Source organism: Chitinibacter sp. ZOR0017 (genome assembly GCF_000799095.1).
In the GTDB taxonomy this organism is placed as follows: Bacteria; Pseudomonadota; Gammaproteobacteria; order Burkholderiales; family Chitinibacteraceae; genus Chitinibacter; species Chitinibacter tainanensis.
In genome coordinates, this window is sequence record NZ_JTLG01000044.1 from 237,002 (window position 1) to 253,229 (window position 16,228).

Here is a 16,228-nt window from a genome sequence, read left to right on the forward strand (position 1 = left end):
TGCCTTAGCTGGTATGTTGCTCCAGGGTATAGCGCGCTCCGCCATCAATACCAAGGTGTTGCACCAGATACGGTAGGGAGGTTTGTAATGATTCGGCCAGCGTCCACGGCGGGTTAAACACAAACATGCCACTGCCGTGCATGCCAAAACCATCGGCGCGCGGGCTATGGACGGTGAGGGCGGCATGCAGCCAGCCTTTGGCCGGCAGTTTTTTCAGTTTATCCAGCATCTGCTTGACTTCAGGGCGCGAAAGCTCCGGATACCAGATCGCGTACACGCCGGTGGCAAAGCGCTCCAGCGCCAGCTTCATGGTGTCGACCACGCGCACATAATCGTGTTTGTCTTCATACGGGGGGTCGATCAGCATCAGCGCGCGACGCGGCGGTGGTGGCAAAACGCCTTTGATGCTGGCAAAGCCATCGGCATGCTGCACCTGGGCCGCGCGGCCGGCGCTGGCAAAATTGTCGCTCAAGAGCTGCACATCGCTGCTGTGCAGCTCAAACAGTCGCAATTTATCATCGCTGCGCTGCAAGGCCTGTGCCACATAGGGCGAGCCCGGATACAGCTGCAAACGCTCGCCCGGATTAAGTTCGCGCACGATCTCGACATAACGCTGCAGCGGCGCAGGCAGGTCTTGGCGTTGCCAGATACGGGCAATGCCGGTGTTGTACTCGGCGTTTTTGGTGGCGTAGCCTTCGGTCAGCGAATACACGCCGGCCCCGGCATGGGTATCGATATACCACCACGGCTTGTCTTTCTGGTTTAGATAATCCAGCAGCAAGGTTTGAACGGCGTGTTTGAGCACATCGGCATGATTGCCGGCGTGAAAGGCGTGGCGGTAACTGAGCATGGGGCACCTGCAAAACAATCGCCTATTTTAGCGCTAAACCGCAGCCCCCACCTAGCCGCCCGCGTAGCGGCCATGCGCGCCAGTGTAGGTACAAGTGACATTCCCAGCGCAAAACCGCACCGCGCGCGCGCATTGTGCTTAGAATGGCTTATGGCTTTATCGTGAGGTAGGCATGGGCTGGTTGCTAATCGGGCTGAGTCTGTTGTGTTTGGCGCTGCTGGTGTACGCCTGGCGCGCCCGCCGCTTGCGTCGGCGCTATCAGGCCTTGGTGGATAGTATTCCCGATCTGGCGTGGGCCAAAGATCGCGAGGGGCGCTTTGTGGTGGTGAACAAAGCCTTTTGCGATATCTGGCACATTGCCGATGCCCGCCAGCTGTTGGGGAAAGACGATTTTTTCCTTTCGCCGCCGCATCTGGCGCAGCGCTATCGCGAAGATGATTTACGCATAGTGGAATCAGGCGAAGCAATCCGGCAGGAGCATCCGTTTGAGCATGTAGAAGACGGCCAGCGCTGGATGGAGCTGATCAAAGTGCCGGTGCGCGAGGGGCGGCAGGTGATTGGCACAGCCGGCATTGCCCGCGATATCAGCGAGCGCAAACGCGCCCAAGAGCAGCTGCGCTGGCTGGCTGAACATGATCCGCTCACGCGGCTCTATAACCGCCATGCGCTGGAAAACCAGCTGGCCGAATGGGTACGCAGCGGGCTACCGTTTGCGCTGTGGTTGATCGATCTGGATCATTTCAAACGGATTAACGATGCGCTTGGCCACGCCGCGGGCGATGCCGCGCTGGTGCAAATTGGCGAGCGGCTGCAATCGATTAGCGAGCAGGTGTTTCGCCTGGGTGGCGACGAATTTGTCCTGCTGGCGCCGCAGGCGCAATTGGCCTTGATCGATGAAGCGCTGGGGCGCTTTTTGAGTCAGAGTATCCGGATTGAAGAGCTGGATTTTCCACTCGGATTCACCGCGGGGCGTGTCAGTTTTCCTGCCGATGGGCACAGCGGCGGGCAATTGCTCAAGCATGCCGATGTCGCGCTCTATCAGGGCAAGGCCGCCGGGCGTGGGCGGGTGAGCGGTTTTCAGGCCATCATGGCGCAAGATGCGGTGCGCCAATTGCAGCTGGAGCGCGAATTGCGCCAGGCGCTGGAGCGTGGCGAATTTCGCCTGGTGTATCAGCCACAAGTGCGGCTGACAGATGGGCAGGTGACTGGTTTTGAAGCGCTGATTCGCTGGTATCAGCCCTTGCGCGGCGAGATTAGCCCGCTGCAGTTTATTCCCTTTGCCGAGCAAACCGGCATTATCGCCGCGATTGGCGATTGGGCGCTGGAAGAAGCGATGGCGCAGCTGCAAAGCTGGGCGGCGGCTGGCCAGCCTTTACTACCGGTGGCGGTGAATGTCTCGGCGCTGCAGTTAGCGCATGGCCGTTTTGCCGAAAGCGTGATCGCACGCGTGCAGGCCTTGCCGCCTGCTTTGCAGCCTTTGCTGCAGCTGGAGCTGACCGAGTCCACGCTGATGGACCAGCATGCCTGGCAAGCGCTGCAGCAGCTCACCGCGGCGGGCATTGCGATTCATATGGATGATTTTGGTACCGGCTACTCGAACCTGGCGATGTTGTCGCGCCTTGCGCTGAGTAAGCTCAAGTTTGATCGCAGCCTGATCAAGAATATCCCCGACAATCAGGCCCAGCAGCAGGTATGCCGCGCTTTGCTTGATCTGGCGCGAGCGCTGCAGCTCGAAGTCGTGGCCGAAGGGGTGGAAACACCGGCCGAAGCCGACTGGCTGGCGGCGCAAGGGGTAGATTACGCTCAGGGCTACTGGTTTAGCCGGCCGCTGGAGGCTAATAAGGTGCCAGCCTATTTGCAGGCTGAGGGTATGTTGCTGTAGCTACTGATTTATATTGATTTGGGGGCGATACCTGCCTAGGTATTGCGCAGCGCCCGCTGCGGTGAGCGTACAAACAGGCCACCAAACACCCGCACACATAGATACACCCATTGCGCCAGCAGATACGACATACCATCGGCCAAACACAGGCTGCGCAAGAGCTGATCGGCCTCACGCCGGTGGGGCTTTGCCGCCAGCGCGCCTTCGCGAATTAACTGGTACAGCGCATCATGCACCAGCGAGCCGCGCACAATACTGGGCAAATCCGGCATAGGGCCGCTGGCGCCATCCCAGCTGTAATGCGCCGCGATGGCCAAAGTGCCATCCGGATGCAAGCGCAGAAAACCATTGCCCACGGTCTGCGGCGGGCGCAGCGGGGTGACGAGCTGATAGGGCGTATCCAGCGTGTATTTATACGTGCGCCGGCGGCGATAAAACGCCGGCATTACTGGCCCTGCCGTTCGGCAATGGCCTCGGCCCAATAATTGATATTGCTTTCGGTGATGGCCTGATAGTCATTGATAAAGCCTTGCAGCACATCGTCTTCAATGGCTTGCAATTCGGCGGTGAGGTAAATCAGCCGATCCCGTAGCGCACGTAGCTTCAGGTGAATGGTGTTGTTGCGCATCCAGTATTCTTCGATATTCAAAAAACTGGCAATCCCGCCCAATAGCGTCATCAGCGCCCCCAATACCAAGGCGATATTTTTGGCATAGGGAGCCAGCCATGGCCATTCCAGCCCCAGCACCACGGTGGAAGCCGCCGCGAGGGTTAAGAGCGAGAATTTGAGGGTATAGGTGGTTTGCTTGAGCTGCTGGCTTTTGCGCTCGCTATAGCGCTGATGGCGGATGATTTTGCTGAGCAAAAACCGCACCCGGATATCCGGGTGCTGCGTAATGATCTGCGCTGTGATGTCGTGATCCATCATTTTGATGTAAGTGAAAACCCCATCATAACAGTGCCGTTCGCGCATGGACGCTCCTGACGCACTGCAGTAGCATGCTCGCAACGATTTAAAAACAAAAATAGGGAGTCAACCATGTGGCGCGCAAAACGCTATCTGGGCTTTATGTTATTGGTGGTTTGGGGGTTGGTTACGCCTGTCGCTTGGGCGGGTAATCAGGTACTGGCGGTTAGTCCAAGCGTGGTGCATGGTGAATTGCCAAATGGGGTGCGTTATTTCATTAAACGCAATCTGCAGCCAGCAGGGCAAGTGCAGGCCCACCTGCTGGTGAATGTGGGATCGGTGCACGAACAAGATCAGGAATTAGGCTTTGCCCATTTGCTGGAGCATCTGGCTTTCCGGGGAACCCAACACTTTACGCATGAGCAGATTAAAGCATTGCTCGAACGCGAAGGTGTGGTGGCCGACTCGAATGCCCATACCTACCCAGAATATACCCGTTACGAATTATCACTCAAACCCGCGCAAATGCCGGCTGGCTTGCAATTGCTGGCCGATTGGGCTGGGCAGGGTGTCACCTTTGAGGATGCACATTTTCAAGCCGAACAGAAAATTGTGTTGGCCGAAGAGATTACCCGTAAGGCTAGTGCCAAATATTGGCAAAGTGTATATGACACGCTCATCCCCGATTCGGTCTATGCCCGGCGACTGCCCATTGGCGACAAGGCGGTGATTCGTGCCGCAACCTTGCAAAAAGTGCGGCAGTTTTATCAGCGCGAATATCAGGCTCAGCGCATGGTGGTGATGGTGGCAGGAGATATCGATCCGCAACAAATTGAGCAGCAGATTAAAACGCTATTTGCTCCTTTAGTGCGTGGCGAAGCCGCGGCTGATTTTAAGGCCACCTTACCCTTGCAGCCATTGCAGCAGTTTGTGGATCGCGACTTAGGCATTGCCCAATCGACCTTGCAATGGTCGTGGCGGCTTGGGCAATTAGGGCAGGGCTATGATCTGCAGACTGCTTACAGCGATGAGGTGATCGCCGGAATCTTGGAAAAGCGCCTATTGCAGCGTTCGCTTCAGACCGAGAGTGCGCTGCAGCGGCTCGAAATGGATCAAAAACCGGGGGGGATCATCCCCAACCGGGAGATTGAACTATCGTTTGAGCTTGAGGTGAAGGACAACCGGCTGAAAGATGGACTGCGCGAGCTGTATCAGGAATTTGTACGCGCCGAGCAGCATGGGTTTACAGCCGAAGAAATTGCAGCGACTGCAGCGCAGCTCAAGCGGGAGAGCGCTCGTGTGTTCAGCAATGAAAGCTGGGTAAATCGGATGCTGAATCATGTGCGTTATGGTTATCCCTTGATCACACCGGAAGAGCGTCAGCAATTGCGTGAGCAGCTAGCGGCCAAGGTTACGCCTGAGGGCCTGCAGCAGCGTTGGAAAAATCTGCTCGATGCCAAAGGGCAAATGGTCTTTGTATTGCAACCGAGTAATCTCGTATCATTCACCAGTTTTTCGCTGTCTTCATTGCAGAGCATGATGGCTGAAGTTCGGGCGCAGCAACTGCCGGCCTTGAATGGAAAAGGGTCATCATCTGCCGCGGCAGGGCTAGTGCCACAGACGATCAGCCGGCAGAGTGTTGATGCCGCCACTGGGGGAGTCACCTTTTACCTGCCCAACGGGATAGAAATATTGGTGATCCCCGCCAAAACGCCGAGCAATAAAATCGCACTCTCCGGTTTTTCACCCCTTGGCATTGTGCATTTACAGGATAAAAAACTGTATCGCGCGGCCTTGGTGCTACCGTATGTGCATAGCAAGGTTGGCTTTGGTGGCTTAAGTTCAGCCGAATACCAGCAATTTTTACGCGAATACTCGCTCACCATGGGCGCCGACTTTAATCCCGATTCCACCCAAATTGCAGCCACTTCGGTGCCCGATGGTTTGGAGGGCTTGTTGCTCGGCCTGCGTTATTTCCTGCAAGGGCCAAAGTTTGATGCTGCAGTATTGGATGAAAGCCAGAAAATGGCATATCAAAGCTATTACAGCGGGACTAACTCTCTCTATGCCTCGCTGAGTGAGAGCCGCTACGGCGAGAATTGGCCTTATAAAGAGGATTGGTACAGCACGGATTTTGAAGCCAATCTGGCGCAATTGCAGACGGTACAGCAAAAACTGTTGGGTAATCCGGCTCAATTCAAATTTGTGTTGGCAGGCGTAGAGCCCAAGCAAGCTCAGCCCTTGCTCGAAAAATATCTCGCTAATTTGCCTGTGACAGCGGCAAATTCTGAGCCTGCCAAGGCTGGACAGAAATGGCTGGGATTAAATTCACCCTCGCAAGTCAAACAGCGTATTCGCGGTAGCACAGCATGGCGGGTCTTGCAGGTTGATGTGCCATTAGCGGCATCGCAAGATAACTTAATGCTGGGGCTGGCCCTGAGCGAAGTGATTCATGATGCGCTGAATCAGGCTTTGCGCGAGGTGGCTGGTGATGTTTATGGCGTGCAATATTCGACAGCGCTAAGCCCAGCGCAAGGCATGCTAATGACTTTTGAATTCAAGCATGATGATGGGCGTTGTTCGGAAGTAGTGGCTTCGGTGGAACAGGTGTTGAAAAAGCTCTTCAAAGAACCGACCACGGCTGAAACGGCTGAATTAACCAATACCAAAATGAATCAGATGCTGGAGCGAATAGTCCGTGATCCGGTATGGCGGGCGTATTGGGTTTCGCGCAGCTGGATGTGGAATGGTACAGGTGGGAGTGTTGCTATGCAGGAAGTAAACTACACGCCGGCCCAGCTACATCAGTATTTGCAGGATTGGCTCAAGCCCTCTCGCTGGACTTCCGGTACGTTTAATTGTCGCAATGAAGTGAAATTCGACAAATTATTAGCTGAGCAATAACAAAAAGCCCCAGCCAAATAAGGCTGGGGCTTTTGCTTGCGAGATAAAAGACACTTAGGTGTATTGTAATTCGCGCGCCTTGCCCCAGAACACCCGATACGAGTAGATGGTGTAGCCAATGATGGTCGGCAGCACGATCGCGGCGCCGAAGAGCATGATGAGCAGGGCTTCGGGGCTGCTGGCGGCTTGCCAGATGGTGAGCTGATCGATCACCAGATGCGGGAAGATACTGAACACCAGCCCGAAAAAGCACAGCGCCACAATCCCAACGGTCGCCGCAAAGGGTAGCCAGCAGAAATTATCATTGCCTTGCTGCTGGCGCTGGGCGAGTTTAGGCAGGCTGTACGCCATTACCGCAAACAGGGCGATCGATACCAGTGGCACCGGGGCCAGCAGGAAGAAGTTCGGCAGGCTAAACCACAGCTCAAATACCCGCGGGCTGATAGCCGGGGTGGCCACCGACACCAGCAGTGCTGCCAGCGCGGCAAAACCTAAGCTGGCTTTGGCCCAGCGCACGGCGCGTTGTTGCAGCTCGCCGGTGGATTTCATAATCAACCAGCCCGCGCCCAGCAGGGCATAGGCGGCGATCAGGCTTAGGCCGACCAGCAGGGCAAAACCCCAGGCGGCCCAGCCCGGTGCAAAGCCGGTCAGATAGCGCCCCAGCATCACGCCCTGCGCCACCGTGGCCAAGAGTGAACCGACGAAAAACAAGCGATTCCACAGCGGCTGGTGCTGCGCTTGAGCTTTCACGCGAAAATCAAAGGCCACCCCGCGCAAAATCAGCCCCAGCAGCATCAGCGCCACCGGCAAATACAGTGCAGTGAGAATCACACCGTGCGCCAGCGGGAATGCCACCAGCAATAGGCCCACCCCCAGTACCAGCCAGGTTTCGTTGGCATCCCAGAAGGGGCCAATCGCGGCGATCATCTGATCTTTTTGTGGGGTATCGCTCGCTAACTCAAGCAAAATACCAACGCCAAGGTCATACCCATCCAGTACAACGTAGGCAAACATCGCCACCACCATCAGGGCGGCAAAAATTACTGGTAGCCAATAGGCCAGATCAATGCCCGTCATGATGTCACTCCTCAAGCTTTGGCTTTGCGGGCCAGATAAAAGACCACCGAAATGTACGAGGCGAGCAAGAACACATACAGCGCCAGATACATGATCAGCGTGCTCAAGATCATGCCGCCCGCCACATTCGAGGCCGCATCAGCGGTTTTGAGTACGCCTTGCACCAGCCAAGGCTGGCGGCCGATTTCGGTCACATACCAGCCGGCCACGGTGGCAATCCAGCCGCTAAAGGTCATGCCGATTAACACCCGACCCAGCCAGGGGGCTGGCTCGCCCACCCGGCGCAGTTGCCAGGCGGCCAGCCAGCTGGTGAGCAGCATTAGCACACCCACGCCCACCATCACACGGAACGACCAGAATACTTTCGCAACTGGCGGATGCTCGCCCACAAACTCATTCAGGCCTTTGATTTCGCCATTCAGATCATGCGTCAGAATCAAGCTGGCTAGTTTCGGGATGCCAATCGCGTAGTCATTGCTGCGCGTTTCGCTATTGGGCAGGGCAAACAGCAGTAGCGGTGCGCCGCGCTCGGTGTGCCACACGCCTTCGATGGCCGCCAGCTTGGCCGGCTGGTGTTTGAGCGTATTCAGGCCATGCATATCGCCGACAAAAATCTGCAGCGGGATCAAGAGCGCAGCCAGATACACGCCGGTTTTCAGGCTGGCATGGACGCCGCCGGTGCGCTGGCCGGCCAGCCAGCGATACGCCGAAACCCCAGCCAGTAAAAACGCCACCGTCAGGCCAGAGGCCAGTAACATATGCGTGAGGCGATAAGGCATGGATGGATTAAAAATCACCGCCAGCCAGCTAGTCACATGGGCTTGGCCATTGATCATTTCAAAGCCGGCCGGGGTTTGCATCCAAGAGTTAAGCACCAAAATCCAGAATGCCGACAGCGTTGTGCCGCCCGCCACCAGCACGGTGGCTACTGTATGCATCCGGTTGGAGACCCTTTGCTGGCCAAACAGCATAATCCCGAGGAACGTCGCCTCTAGGAAAAACGCCGTTAGCACTTCATAGGCCAATAGCGGCCCGGCGATATTACCCACCGTTTGCATATAGCCTGGCCAGTTGGTGCCGAACTGAAAACTCATGGTAATGCCGCTAACCACGCCCAGCGCAAAAGTCAGGGCAAAGATTTTTACCCAAAATGCATAGGCATCTAGCCATTTGGCTTCGCCGGTGGCATTAAAGCGCAGCTTGAAAAAAAGCAGCACCCAACCGAGCGCAATGCTGATGGTGGGAAACAAGATATGAAACGTGATATTGGCGCCAAATTGAATGCGGGCCAATAACAGCGGATCGAGCACACTGGCATCGGGTGGCATGGTTTATTCCTCCTTGCGGGCGGCGTCTTGGCCGATAAAGGGCAGTTTTTGGGTAAACAGTAAGAACTTTTGCACCTGCGCGCCGAGCTTCATCAGCTTTTCCAGCGTTTCAACATCCAGTTTCTGAATATCGCTAAACCAGCTGGTTACCAGATCAATCAGCCCATGCATTTCAGCCATCCGCGCCTGCGCATAGCGCTCGGCGTCGTTGCCCGGCTCTTCCATCAGCGCCCCGCGCAGCATGGTGAGGGTGGGCTCCACTTCGCGCTTGCGGCGCTCTTCGGCCAGGGTTTGAAAAATCGCCCACACGTCTTCCGGGGTGGAGTAATACTCGCGCCGATCGCCGGGAAAATGCTGCAGCTTTACCAGCCGCCACGATTCCAGCTCTTTGAGCCCCATGCTGACGTTCGAGCGCGAAAAGCCCAGCGCCTCGGCCATTTCGTCGGCATTAAGCGGTTTTTCACTGACAAACAGCAGCGCATAAATCTGCCCCACGGTGCGATTAATGCCCCAGCGGCTACCCATTTCGCCAAAGTGCAGCACGAAAGATTGGATCAAAGGTGTGAGCTTCATAAACGTTTTGAATTTTCAGTAATCTTTGAAATTTGATCTGGATCATATTCCAGCGGGGGTGAGCTTGACAATGGGCTGCCCAAAAATTAGGCGATTGTATTTTGCTATCTGGCTGATTGATAAAAACTAAAACGCTGGCGATTGACTTTGTCATATTCGCGTCAGGCAATGGCAGGGCGATTGGGCTACAATGCGCGCCAGCCAAGGTGAGGCGCGCAGCAATTGCTGCCCGCCTTTAAACGGGAAACAGGTGAAAAGCCTGTACTGCCCCTGCAACGGTAAATCAGTGTAGTCGGTCATGCGCCCCGCGCAGCCACTGTTCGCATCGCGAATGGGAAGGCGACCGATCGGCCCGCAAGTGGGTCACTGATCAGTCCGGATACCGGCCTCGGTGGCTGCGCATTGGCGCAGCGAAACGCACGGCAGGGTGCCCGCGCGCGTGAACTCAGGATCGTTCGATCCGGCTAACGCGTGGCCTCTGTCGGTTTTAAACAGCAATACACTGTGGGTGTATTGCCGGAGGCCCTAATGAATACGCGTCTTTCCCAGTTATACCTCGTAGTTTTATCGACTTTCCCACTGCTGGCCCAGGCCGCAAACACCGCCGAGCCGCTTGAAGAGATCGTGGTTACCGCATCGCGCATTGCCCAGCCCGAGCGCGAAGTGATCGGTGATGTGACTATCCTGACCGCGGCCGAGCTGGCCCGCGAAGGCCAGAGCAGCCTGCCTGAAGTGCTGGCGCGCCAGCCCGGCATTCAAACTGCCAGCAATGGTGGCCCGGGCAAAGCGATGAATCTGTTTATCCGCGGTGCCAATACCAATCAAAGTATTGTGCTGATTGATGGGGTGCGCGTGGGTTCGGCCACCACCGGCACGGCCGCGCTGCAGAATCTTCCGCTGGCGCAGATTGAGCGCATCGAAATCCTGCGTGGCCCTGCGGCCAGCCTGTATGGCGCTGATGCCATTGGCGGGGTCATCCAGATCTTTACCAAGCGCGGCCAAGCCGGCATGCAACCGGCCATTAGCTTAGGCATGGGCACGCAAGACAGCCTGCAAGCCAGTGCCAGCCTGAGTGGCGGCACGGCCACAACCCGCTACGCCGCTAGCGTGAGCCATTACAAAACCGACGGCATTAGCGCGCTGGTGCTGCCTAAATACGCCAAGTACAACAGCGATGCCGATGGCTATGAAAATACCAGCGGCTCGTTGAGCCTGAGCCATCAGCTGGCCACAGGGCATGAGCTGGGCGCGAGCCTGCTGGTGGCCGACAGCGAAAGTCATTACGACAATGCCTACGCGCCGAAGGTTTACGATTATCGCGATGAAAGCACCAGCGGCGCGCTGCAGGTATACAGCAGCAATCAATTTACCGAGCGCTGGCATAGCCGCCTGCAAGTGGGCCAAAGCCTCGACAATAGCTACACCTATGCGCCGGCCGCGACTGCGGCCAAAGAGCGTAGCCAGTTTAAAACCCAGCAAACTCAAATAAGCTGGCTCAATGATATTCAAGTCGGCCCGGGCACGGCCACCTTGGGCGCCGAGACGCTGAATCAGGAAGTCTCTGGCACCACCAAATACGATGTAGACCAGCGCCGCATTAATAGTTTCTTGGGTGGCTATCTGGCCAAGCTGGGCGCGCTGAGCCTGCAGGGTAATCTGCGCAGCGACGATAACTCGCAATTCGGCCGCCAAACCACCGGCAGCGCGGGCGCGAGCTATCAGCTGAGCGAGCAGTGGCAACTGGGGGGTAGCTACGGTACCGCCTACAAAGCACCGACCTTTAACGATCTGTATTTCCCCAATTACGGTAATCCGCATCTGAAACCGCAAGAATCCGCCGGTGGCGAGCTCTTTACCCGCTATCGTGGCGATGCGCTGCAGCTGAGCCTGACGGGCTATCGCAATACAGTGAAAAACTTCATCCTGACCCGCACCAATACCGTCAGCAATGTCGAGCGCGTGCGCCTGCAGGGGATTACGTTCACCGGCGATTGGCAGAGCGGCAACTGGCTGGCGGGCGTGAGCTACGACTACCTCGATGCCAAAGATCTGCAAAAAGATCAGCAACTGGCGCGGCGCGCCAAGCACAGCGCTTTGGCCTATGCCGGCTATGCCGCCGATGGCTGGCAGCTGCGTGCAGAAGTGCAGGGCCAGAGCAAACGCTATGACGACATCTATGGCGTTGGCCGCGTGACGCTGGCGGGCTATGGCGTGGTGAATCTGAGCGCCGATTACCAGCTGACCAAAGACTGGAGCGTGAATGCCCGGGTGAATAATCTGTTTGATCGCGATTACATCCAGGTTTACGACTACGGCACGCTGGGCCTGAATGGCATGCTGACACTGCGCTGGGCGCCGCAAAAGTAAGCCATGCTGTGGTTTGCCCCCCAATTACTGCTGCCGGCCTTGTGGCTTGCGCTGGTGCTGGAGGCGCTGTGGGGTGAGCCCCAGCGCTGGCACCCGCTGGTCGGCTTTGGCCGCTTTGCCCAGTGGCTGGAGCAGCGGTGCAATACTGGCAAGATAGGTATTGCCCGGGGGGGCTTATGTGTTTTGATTTTGGTGGTGATACCTGCCGGGGTATTTGCGGCTGGCTTAGGGCTATTGCAGACTCAAGCCCAGAGCATGCCCCTGAGCGCCAGCCACTGGGCGAGTAGCGCGGCGGCGGTGTTGGGGCATGGGTTCTTGCTGTGGTTTGCGCTGGGCGCCCGCAGCCTGCATGAGCATGTGATTGCCATCTGGCGGCCGCTGCAGGCGCGCGATTTACCCGCGGCGCGGGCGGCTTTGCAGCGGATTGTCAGCCGCGATTGTGCCGCGCTGGAACATCCGGCCATCGCTCGCGGCGCGATTGAATCCACGCTGGAGAACGGCGCCGATGCGGTGTTTGCCACGCTGTGCTGGTTTGTTTTGCTGGGCGGGCCGGGCGCGCTATTGCACCGGCTGGCCAATACCCTGGATGCAATGTGGGGCTATCGCACGCCACGCTTTAATCAGTTTGGCCGCGTGGCGGCGCGGCTTGATGATGTACTGAATTTTATTCCCGCCCGCCTCACGGCGCTGAGCTACGCGCTGCTGGGCCAAACCCGGCTGGCGCTACATTGCTGGCGGCGCCAAGCCCCAGAGTGGGATAGCCCGAATGCCGGGCCGGTGATGGCCAGTGGCGCCGGAGCGCTGGGCGTCGCCTTGGGCGGGCCGGCGGTTTATCATGGGCGGCTGGAAGAGCGCCCCACCCTGGGTGCCGGCCGGGTGCCGCAGGCTGCCGATGTGCGCCGCGCGCTGTGGCTGGTGCAACGCTGTTTTGCCTTGCAACTGGCGCTGGCGGTGCTGTTGCTGGTGCTGCAGTGGGGGTGGGGATAATGCCGTTTAACCCTGCGCGGAAATACTACTAATGTCGCAATTACTCACGGGTCAGCCCCCGCGCCATGGTGGCAATCTGGCCACCATCATGGCCAATTTTGGTGGTAGCCGGGCCGACTGGATCGATTGCTCGACCGGCATTGCGCCGTATAGCTATCCATTGCCGCCATTGCCGGCGGCGGTGGTGCAGCATCTGGCCCACCCGGATGCCAACTTTCACGCTGCGGCGGCCGCGTATTATGGTGCGGCCGAGGGCCTGCCGGTGGCGGGGAGCCAGGCCGCGATTGCCGGCTTGCCGATTGTGCGGCTGCAGACCTGCGGGCGCGCCCGGGTTGGGGTGCTGCGCGGCGCGTATGCCGAGCATGGCTGGCGCTGGCAGCTGGGCGGGCATCAGGTGAGTGCGCTGGCGGCAGATGCGATTGCGGCGGCCATCCCCACGCTGGATGTACTGGTGCTGGTGAACCCGAATAACCCCGATGCCCGCAGCTGGCCGAGCGCCACGCTCCTAGATTGGGCGGCGCAGCTGGCAGCGCGCGGTGGTTGGCTGGTGGTGGATGAAGCCTTTATCGACGCGCCCGCATTGGCAGGTAGCCAAACTAGCTTGCTGGCTGCCGGTGAACAGCCGGGGCTGATCGTGCTGCGCTCGGTGGGGAAATTCTTTGGCCTAGCCGGTTTGCGGCTGGGTATGGTGTACGCGCCGGCGGCTATCCGCACCGCGCTGGCGCAATGGCTGGGGCCGTGGGCGGTGAGCGGCCCCGCGCTGTGGGCGGCGCAGTTGGCCTGGCAAGATCGCGACTGGCAGCAGGCGCAACTGGCGCGGCTGCAGGCCGATCAGGCCTGGCTAAGCCAGACTTTGCAAGCGCATGGCCTTACCGTTGCGGCCAGCCATCCGCTCTTGCAGTATTGTCCGGTGAGTGCCGATGTCATTGATCAGTGGGGGTATGCGCTGGCAAGCCAGAAAATCTATGCCCGTGTATTCAATACCCCCGATGCCGGCGCCAGCGCGCTGCGTTTTGGCCCGGTGGCCGAGGCCGACCGCGCCCGCTTTGCCAGCCGCCTCGCCGCGGCGCGAGCGCAAATCGGCCCTGCCGACCCCCTGTAAGGAAACCGCATGAATGATGTGACTACCGCGCCGGTCCAGCCTGCCGACCTCCAGCTTGCGCCAGCCGAGATTGCCGTGCCCGCCACCTGTGGCAGCGCCGGCCCGCAGCGCATTGCCTGCCTAAGCAGCGAAACGGTGGAAGTGCTGCATGCCTTGGGCCAAGCGCACCGCATCGCCGGCATTACCGCCTTTGCCCGCCATCCGGCCGGGGTAACCAAACTGCACCCGATCATCAGCGGCTTTTCGACCGCCAAGGCCGAAAAGATCTTTGCCGTGCAGCCCGATCTGGTGCTGGCGTATTCCGGCCTGCAGGGCGAAATTGTGAAAGAGTGCATTCAGGCTGGGCTGGAAGTGCATTTTTTCAATCAGCGCAGCATCGCCGGTATTTTGGGCATGATTGCCACGCTGGGCCGGCTGCTCGATTGCCAGCCACAGGCGCAAGCGCTGATTGCTGAGCTGAACTCGACGCTCGCCGCCGCCCGCGCGCAGGCCGCGACCTTGCCGCGCCGACCGCGGGTGTATTTCGAAGAATGGCATAGCCCGCTGTATAGTGGCATCCGCTGGGTCTCCGAGCTGATCGAGATCGCTGGCGGCGAAGATATTTTTGCTGCTCGCTCGAGCGCGGTGGCCGCGAAAGATCGCACGGTGAGCGCCGACGAAGTCATCGCCGCCGCGCCCGAACTGATGATCGCCAGCTGGTGTGGCCAGCCGCTAGACCCGGCGCAAGTGTATGCGCGAGCGGGCTGGGCGGCCGTGCCGGCGCTGGCGCGCCAACAAGTACACGAAATAGCCAGCCACGATCTGCTGGTGCCCGGTATTACCGCGATTACGCGCGGCTTGCCGCAATTACAAACCCTGATTACCGCTGTTGCCCTGGAGCCTGCTGCATGAGCCAAGACACTACCCGCGAAGCGCGCCACGCCGCGCGCATGGCCCGTAAAAAAGCCATTATCGATGCGCATATTGCCGAAGCCAATCTCGACACCGGCATTCTGATTTTGCTCACCGGCAATGGCAAAGGTAAATCATCCTCAGCCTTTGGTATGGTGGCGCGCGCAATTGGCCACGGCATGAAAGTGGGCGTGGTGCAATTTATTAAAAACCGCACCGACACCGGCGAAGAAGCCTTTTTGGGCAAGCATTGCGATTGGCATGTGATGGGTGATGGCTTTACCTGGGAAACCCAAAATTTTGCCGCCGACCGAGCCCGCTCCGAAGAAGCCTGGGCGCTGGCCGCGCAAATGCTGAACGACCCAAGCTACGACGTGGTGGTGCTTGATGAGCTGACTTATTGCCTCTCGTATGGCTATCTGGATAAAGGCAAGGTGATTCGCGATCTGGAATCGCGCCCCGAGATGCAACACGTGGTGGTGACCGGCCGCGCCGCAGTGGCCGAACTACGCGAGATTGCCGATACCATTACCGAGCTGCAAGACGAAAAGCATGCGTATCGCGCCGGGATCAAAGCGCAGAAAGGTCTGGAATGGTAAACCCACTGGGGGTATGGCTAGTTATGCCTTGCCCGCACTATCGTCAGGAGCGCCCATGACTGCCCAAACCCCGGCCGGTGGCCAGAAAAACAACCCGCAGCACGGTATTACGCTGGAAACCATGCTCAACGATCTGGTGGCCTATTACGGCTGGAAAGAGCTGGCGCGGCGGATCCCGATTCAGTGCTTTTACAATGAGCCCTCGATCAAATCCAGCCTGAAATTTCTGCGCCGCACGCCGTGGGCGCGCGCGCAAGTAGAGGCGCTCGATCTGGCCCTGCGTAGCCAAGATGATGGCCGCGCATGAGTGATAATCTGCCCGCGCTACTGGCGCGCACGCTGCATGAGGAAATCCCGCTCACCCGCGAGATTGGCCTGAGTGTCAGCAGCGCCAGCCAGCAGTGCATCGAGCTTTCTGCGCCGCTGGCGCCCAATATCAATCACAAATGCACGGCATTCGGCGGCAGCCTGTATGCGGTGGCGGTATTGGCCGGTTGGAGCATGGTGTTTGCCCGTCTGTACGCCGCCGGCCTGCACGCGCACATCGTGATCCAGGATGCGCAGATTGAATACCTGCTGCCGGTGGTTGAAACCATCAAGGCGCGCTGCGAATTGAACAGCGATGCCGAGTTTGAGCGCTGCCTCAAGCTGTTTCAGCGCAAAGGGCGCGGGCGGATTGAACTCGCGGTGCAGATTGTCACCGCGCAGGGTGTAGCGGTGCGCTTTCGCGGGAATTATGTAATCCATGACTAAATCACAAG

15 protein-coding genes and 1 riboswitch are annotated in these 16,228 nt (G+C 58.4%); of the genes, 9 read left to right on the plus strand and 6 right to left on the minus strand.

The window, feature by feature from the left end; genetic code table 11:
* Positions 1 to 4: 4 nt before the first annotated feature.
* Entirely contained in the window at positions 5 to 850 is an 846-nt protein-coding gene (locus tag L991_RS14265; RefSeq protein WP_047396697.1) for a 23S rRNA (adenine(2030)-N(6))-methyltransferase RlmJ, read from the minus strand.
* Positions 851 to 1,022: 172 nt separating this feature from the next.
* Between L991_RS14265 and L991_RS14270 the strand changes: the two genes are divergently transcribed.
* Positions 1,023 to 2,732 (plus strand): EAL domain-containing protein, encoded by a 1,710-nt coding sequence (locus tag L991_RS14270; RefSeq protein WP_051259085.1) that lies wholly within the window; start codon positions 1,023 to 1,025, stop codon positions 2,730 to 2,732.
* Between the two features lie 35 nt (positions 2,733 to 2,767).
* Here the strand turns inward: L991_RS14270 and L991_RS14275 are convergent, their stop codons facing one another.
* A complete protein-coding gene (locus L991_RS14275; RefSeq protein ID WP_047396698.1) occupies positions 2,768 to 3,178 on the minus strand; it encodes a hypothetical protein in 411 nt (136 codons plus the stop codon).
* Positions 3,178 to 3,705: a DUF4231 domain-containing protein gene (locus L991_RS14280; protein ID WP_047396699.1), complete on the minus strand. Its 528-nt coding sequence runs from the start codon at positions 3,703 to 3,705 to the stop codon at positions 3,178 to 3,180. The genes L991_RS14275 and L991_RS14280 overlap by 1 nt, the downstream gene beginning before the upstream one ends.
* Positions 3,706 to 3,771: 66 nt before the next feature.
* Here L991_RS14280 and L991_RS14285 point away from each other — a divergent pair, with 66 nt between their 5' ends.
* Positions 3,772 to 6,543, plus strand: coding sequence for a M16 family metallopeptidase (locus L991_RS14285; RefSeq protein ID WP_047396700.1), 2,772 nt, complete (start codon positions 3,772 to 3,774; stop codon positions 6,541 to 6,543).
* Between the two features lie 54 nt (positions 6,544 to 6,597).
* Here the strand turns inward: L991_RS14285 and L991_RS14290 are convergent, their stop codons facing one another.
* Genes L991_RS14290 through L991_RS14300 form a run of 3 tightly spaced genes read right to left on the minus strand, consistent with a single transcriptional unit; the run spans position 6,598 to position 9,521 of the window.
* The gene (locus L991_RS14290; RefSeq protein WP_047396701.1) at positions 6,598 to 7,620 is read right to left on the minus strand and encodes a cytochrome d ubiquinol oxidase subunit II; all 1,023 of its coding nucleotides are present in this window, start codon (positions 7,618 to 7,620) and stop codon (positions 6,598 to 6,600) included.
* 11 nt (positions 7,621 to 7,631) lie between these two features.
* The gene (locus L991_RS14295) at positions 7,632 to 8,948 is read right to left on the minus strand and encodes a cytochrome ubiquinol oxidase subunit I (protein WP_051259084.1); all 1,317 of its coding nucleotides are present in this window, start codon (positions 8,946 to 8,948) and stop codon (positions 7,632 to 7,634) included.
* A 3-nt stretch (positions 8,949 to 8,951) separates the two neighbouring features.
* Positions 8,952 to 9,521 (minus strand): GbsR/MarR family transcriptional regulator, encoded by a 570-nt coding sequence (locus tag L991_RS14300; protein ID WP_028450693.1) that lies wholly within the window; start codon positions 9,519 to 9,521, stop codon positions 8,952 to 8,954.
* Between the two features lie 187 nt (positions 9,522 to 9,708).
* Positions 9,709 to 9,927, plus strand: a riboswitch (cobalamin riboswitch).
* Positions 9,928 to 10,049: 122 nt separating this feature from the next.
* Here L991_RS14300 and L991_RS14305 point away from each other — a divergent pair.
* The 7 genes from L991_RS14305 to L991_RS14335 are packed head-to-tail and all read left to right on the plus strand — an operon-like array spanning position 10,050 to position 16,220.
* Positions 10,050 to 11,888: a TonB-dependent receptor domain-containing protein gene (locus L991_RS14305; RefSeq protein WP_047396702.1), complete on the plus strand. Its 1,839-nt coding sequence runs from the start codon at positions 10,050 to 10,052 to the stop codon at positions 11,886 to 11,888.
* Positions 11,889 to 11,891: 3 nt separating this feature from the next.
* Positions 11,892 to 12,875: an adenosylcobinamide-phosphate synthase CbiB gene (gene cbiB / locus L991_RS14310; RefSeq protein ID WP_047396703.1), complete on the plus strand. Its 984-nt coding sequence runs from the start codon at positions 11,892 to 11,894 to the stop codon at positions 12,873 to 12,875.
* Between the two features lie 31 nt (positions 12,876 to 12,906).
* Positions 12,907 to 13,977, plus strand: coding sequence for an aminotransferase class I/II-fold pyridoxal phosphate-dependent enzyme (locus L991_RS14315; protein WP_052190914.1), 1,071 nt, complete (start codon positions 12,907 to 12,909; stop codon positions 13,975 to 13,977).
* A gap of 9 nt (positions 13,978 to 13,986) precedes the next feature.
* Positions 13,987 to 14,868, plus strand: a complete 882-nt coding sequence (locus L991_RS14320; protein WP_081986696.1) for an ABC transporter substrate-binding protein — start codon at positions 13,987 to 13,989, stop codon at positions 14,866 to 14,868.
* Positions 14,865 to 15,467, plus strand: a complete 603-nt coding sequence (cobO, locus tag L991_RS14325) for a cob(I)yrinic acid a,c-diamide adenosyltransferase (RefSeq protein ID WP_047396704.1) — start codon at positions 14,865 to 14,867, stop codon at positions 15,465 to 15,467. Before L991_RS14320 ends, cobO begins: the two co-directional genes overlap by 4 nt.
* Before the next feature lie 55 nt (positions 15,468 to 15,522).
* Positions 15,523 to 15,774, plus strand: a complete 252-nt coding sequence (locus L991_RS14330; protein ID WP_028450688.1) for a VF530 family DNA-binding protein — start codon at positions 15,523 to 15,525, stop codon at positions 15,772 to 15,774.
* Entirely contained in the window at positions 15,771 to 16,220 is a 450-nt protein-coding gene (locus tag L991_RS14335; protein ID WP_047396705.1) for a YiiD C-terminal domain-containing protein, read from the plus strand. The genes L991_RS14330 and L991_RS14335 overlap by 4 nt, the downstream gene beginning before the upstream one ends.
* The last annotated feature ends 8 nt before the right edge of the window (positions 16,221 to 16,228 follow it).